Annotated in this window: 2 protein-coding genes; both read right to left on the bottom strand. The window is 70.6% G+C overall.

The features are described from left to right. Window positions 1-4504, bottom strand: a 4504-nt coding sequence (locus BIV25_RS54030) for a type I polyketide synthase (RefSeq protein ID WP_143076555.1), incomplete at its 3' end; no start/stop codon positions are given. Window positions 4505-4579: 75 nt separating this feature from the next. Next, window positions 4580-5223 (bottom strand): acyl carrier protein (locus BIV25_RS00015; protein ID WP_177235104.1); only part of this gene is annotated, 644 nt, incomplete at its 5' end.

Genomic DNA, 5223 nt, shown 5'->3' with positions numbered 1-5223 from the left:
CACCGACCTGCTCAGCACCCGCGTACCCGAGCACGACGGCCGCCAGCCTCTGCACCTCGTCCAGTACGAGGCGCAGCCCGGCCGCACGCGGCAGCTGCGCTATGCGTGACCGCAGGCTGTCGTCGGCCTCGCCGGCTCGCGCGGCGACGCCCGGCGCGGAGGTGACGGCGGGAGCGGCAAGGCGGGAGAGGAGAGAGCTGGGTCGAGTCGTCGTGAACGCGGGGACGAACCGCGTCCAGTCGGCGTCGACGACCAACTGGGTGGTGAGACCCGCGTCCAGTACCGCCCCGAGGGCGGACAGGGCGAGTCGGGGGGCGAGTGCCGTCACGGCGCCCTGGTTCCGGCGGCGGCTGCCGGACTCCACGGCCATCCCGTCCCCTGCCCACGGGCCCCAGGCGACAGACGTCGCGGGCACGCCGTCGCCACGACGGCGCTCGGCGAGGGCGTCCAGGACCGCGTTGGCGGCGGCGTAGGCGCCCTGGCCCGGGCTCCCCAGCGTTCCGGCCAGCGAGGAGAACAGCACGAACGCGGAGAGATCGTGGTCGCGGGTCAGTTCGTCGAGCAGGCAGGCAGCCGATGCCTTGGGATGCATCACCCGCTCGATGCGTTCGGCGTCCGTCGCCAGCAGTGTGGCGTCGTCGAGGACTCCGGCCGCGTGGAAGACGGCGTCGACGGGGTGTTCCGCGAGGAACGGGGCAAGGTCCGAGCGGACGGAGACGTCCAGGGCGCGCAGCGTGACCCTCGCGCCCGCTCCTTCCAACTCGGCGCGTAGCTCGTCGGCACCGGGTGCGGCTTCGCCGCTGCGGCTGACCAGGATGAGATCCCGGGCACCGCGCTCCACCACCCAGCGCGCCACCTGTGCGCCCAGGGCGCCGGTACCCCCGGTGACCAGCACCGTCCCGTTCGGCTCCCAGCGGGGGGCTTGCTGCGGCAACGGGCCGGACTGCACGAGCCGTCGGCCGAAGACACCGTGGGTGCGGATGGCGAGTTGGTCCTCGCCGGACTGAAGGTGTGTCAGCGCGTGCGCGAGGCGGGCGTACGCTCGGTCGTCGGCGCGCTCGGGCAGGTCCACCAATCCGCCCCAGACATCCGGGTGTTCCAGCGCTGCGACGCGTCCCAGTCCCCATACGGCGCTGTGGGACGTACGGGCGACGCGTTCGGCCCTGTCGACTGCGACGGCACCTTGGGTGACAGCCCAGAGCCGTACGCCCGGGAAACGCGAGTCCCCCAGCGCGCGCAACGCGTTCAGTGTCCCGACCACCGGTTCGGCAGACGCAGCGAAGCCGAGGAGGGAGAGGACTCCATCCAGGTCACGGGCGGCGTCGGGCGTCTCGGTTCCCTCGGCGGGTGCGCAGAGTACCTCGGCGCAGGCCGCGGGATCGGCGGCGTCCGCTTCGACGACGTACGGGGTCAGTCCCTGCTTACGGAGAGCGGAGACGAGGCCGTTCGCGATCTCGCGTGGGCCGGCGTCCGCATCGGACGGGATCAGAACGGCCCAGTTACCTGTGCGGGACGCACCCCTGGCCGGCGTGATCTCGTCGTCCCGGGTCAGCGGCCGCCAGGACACCTCATAGCGCAAGGCATCGACGGCCGCCCGCTCCTGTCGGCGGCGGTACCACTTCGACAGCGCCGGGACCACCGGCCCGAGCGCGTCCTGCGCAACGTCGAGATCCGCGGCGAGAGCCGGCAGGTCCGCGTTCTCCACGGCCGCCCAGAACTCGGCGTCCACGACAGCGGACACCCGGGACGGGCCCAACGGGCCACCGGGAGACGGTTCGTTCGGGGCGAGCCAATAGCGCTGCCGCTGGAACGGATACGTCGGCAGATCGACAGGCTCGACACCCTCACCGCCTCCGAACACCGCCGCCCAGTCCATCTCCCCGCCGTCGACGTGCAACGTCGCCATCGCCCGCAGCACGGCCAGGTGTTCGGAACCCTCCTTGCGGAGCATCGGTACGAACAGGACGTCACCTGCGTCATCATGCGGAACACAGTTCTGGGCGAGGGCGGTGAGGGTGCCGTCGGGACCGATCTCCAGGAAACGCGTCACACCCTCGGCGACGAGCGCAGCCACGCCATCGGCGAAGCGAACCGCCTCACGGACGTGCCGCACCCAGTACTCGGCCGACGCCAACTCGCCGTCCGCAGCAAGCCGTCCGGTCACGTTCGAGACGACCGGGATCGACGGTGCACCGTAACTGATGCCCTCCGCGACCCGGCGGAACGCGTCGAGCATCGGCTCCATCAACGGGGAGTGGAAGGCGTGCGAGACCCGCAGACGCGACGTCCGCCGGCCCTGCGCCTTCAGCTCTCCGGCGACGTCGACGACCGCCGACTCCACACCCGCGATCACGATCGCGCGGGGGCCGTTGACCGCCGCGATCGACACCTCGCCCGCACGGCCTTCGACCAGCGGGGCCACTTCCTCCTCGGTGGCCTCCACCGCCACCATCACACCACCGACCGGCAGCCCCTGCATCAACCGGCCACGGGCCACGACCAGAGCACAGGCGTCCTCCAGCGACAACACACCCGCCACATGCGCGGCAGCGACCTCACCGATCGAATGCCCGATCAGGACGTCAGGACGCACCCCGAACGACTCCACCAGACGGAACAACGCCACCTCGACCGCGAACAACGCGGGCTGCGTCCACTCCGTACGACCCAGCCGCTCCGCATCCCCGCCGAAGACCACATCACGCAACTCGCCTCCCGCGTGAGCGCACACCGCGTCGAACGCCTCCGCGAACACCGGGAAAGCCTCGTACAACTCACGGCCCATCCCCAACCGCTGCGCACCCTGACCCGAGAACAGGAACGCCTGCCTCGAATCTCCACGGTCCTGGCCGTTGATGGTTTCCGGTGAAGTGAGGCCATTTGCAAGGGCGTTCAGAGCCACGGTCGGACCAGTGCCGTTCTCGGTGATGAGTACGGCTCGATGCTCGAAGTGGGTCCGCGTCGTCGCGAGGGACAGCGCCGCACGACCGGGTGCGATGTCGGGGTGTCGGTCGGCGAAGGTCGCGAGAGAACGCGCCTGGGCACGCAGGGCTTCCTCGGTCCGGCCGGAGAGCAGCCAGGCGACCGGTGTGGAGGGCGGGTCGGCGGGGCGGGCGTCGGGCTGAGGCTCCGGAATCGGGGCCTGTTCCAGGATGACGTGCGCATTGGTACCGCTGACCCCGAAGGCCGAGACTCCCGCCACACGGGGGCGGCCGGTATCGGGCCACTGCCGCTGCTCAGTGAGCAGTCGTACGTCTCCCGCCGTCCAGTCCACGTGTGAGGACGGCTCACCCACATGCAACGTCGCCGGCAACACACCATGCCGCAACGCCTCCACCATCTTGATCACACCAGCCACACCGGCGGCGGCCTGGGTGTGACCGATGTTGGACTTCACCGACCCCAGCCACAACGGCCGGTCGCCCTCACGCCCCTGCCCATACGTGGCAAGCAGCGCCTGCGCCTCGATCGGATCACCCAGCCTCGTACCCGTCCCGTGCGCCTCCACCACATCCACATCAGCAGCAGACACACCAGCCGCCTCAAGCGCCGCCCGAATCACCCGCTGCTGCGACGGACCATTCGGAGCCGTCAGACCATTCGACGCACCATCCTGATTCACCGCCGAACCCCGCATGACGGCCAGCACGCGATGCCCCCGCGCCACGGCGTCCGACAGCCGCTCCACCAGCAGGACACCGGCCCCCTCGCCCCAGCCGGTACCGTCCGCCTCCTCCGCGAACGCCTTGCACCGGCCATCACCCGCCAGACCACCCTGCCGATGGAACTCGGCGAAGACGTCGGGGGTGGACATCACGGTGACGCCGCCGGCGAGGGCGAGGTCGCATTCGCCCACGCGCAGCGCCTGGGCGGCGAGATGCAGGGCAACGAGGGAGGAGGAGCAGGCCGTGTCGACCGTGACCGCCGGTCCCTCCAGGCCCAGGACGTACGACACCCGGCCCGAGACGACACTCGCGGCGTTGCCGGTCAGCAGGTGCCCTGCGATGCCCTCCGGCGTGTCGTCTCCCGAGACGGCGCCGTAGTTCTGGTTGCTGCATCCGACGAAGACACCGGTGCGGCTGCCGCGCACGGAGGTGGGTTCGAGGCCCGCACGCTCCAGTGCCTCCCAGGACGTCTCCAGGATGAGGCGCTGCTGCGGGTCCATCGCCACCGCCTCGCGGGGTGACACTCCGAAGAAGGCCGCGTCGAATTCGGTGGCCGTGGTGACGAATCCGCCCTGACCCGTGGCGGCTGAGGAGGCGTCGCCGGCCGTGTCCCAGCCACGGTCCGCGGGGAACGGTGTGACGGCGTCCATGCCGGCCGCGACCAGGTTCCACAGTTGTTCCGGGGCGGTGACGTCACCGGGGTAGCGGCAGGCCATGCCGATGATGGCGATCGGCTCGGTCGCTGCCCGGCTGAGTTCGTCGTTGCGACGGCGCAGACGCTCGTTCTCGGTCAGGGAGGCGCGCAGGGCGGCGACCACACGCTCTTCGGAGGTGGACATGCTCAAACTCCACTGGTTCATGGCCCGTTCGCGGGCGGACGGGAGGTCGTGGCGGAGGGGCGGCGGGAAGGTGTGTCAGGAAGCGGAGTCGCCCAAGGCCAGTTGCACGAGTGCGTCGACGTCCATGGCCTCGATCGCGCCGGGTGCGGGTTCGTCCGTGTTCTGCGACTGATCGAGCGTGCCGCTGTCCGCCAGGGACAGCACCGCTGTCAGCAGGCCGCTCTCCTCCCAGCGGGAGAAGGGGATCGCGGCCAACGCGCTGCGGAATGTCTCTTCGTCGCTCTCCGCCCCCCGAGGACTCGTCCCGGGCACCGTCTCCGTGACCTGCGACTGACCGAACAACTCGTCATGGAGGTGATCGGCGAGGTGGCGCGGGGTCGGGTGGTCGAAGACCAGGGTCGACGGCAGCCGCAGTCCCGTCTCGGCATGGATCTGGTTGCGTAGTTCTACGGCGGTGAGGGAGTCGAAACCCACGTCCTTGAAAGGGCGGTTGAGGTCCAGGGCGGAACGTGAGGAGCGGCCGAGCACCACGCCCGCCCGCTCGCGGACCAGTTCCCGCAACGCCCGCAGCCGCTCCTTCTCGGGGCGCTGTGCCAAGCGTGCCGTCAGGACGGCCCGGACGTCTTCGGTCGTCTTCTTCTCGACGGCGTCAGTGCCGGTGGGTCCGCTGGGGCCGGCGAGATCGGCGAGGTCGGCGAGGAGGGGGCTGGGACGACGAC

Origin of the sequence: Streptomyces sp. MUSC 14 (genome assembly GCF_001866675.1) — a bacterium.
Classification (GTDB): domain Bacteria; phylum Actinomycetota; class Actinomycetes; order Streptomycetales; family Streptomycetaceae; genus Streptomyces.
Note: the sequence above shows the minus strand (reverse complement) of the source record. Positions and strands in the feature narration are given on the sequence as shown.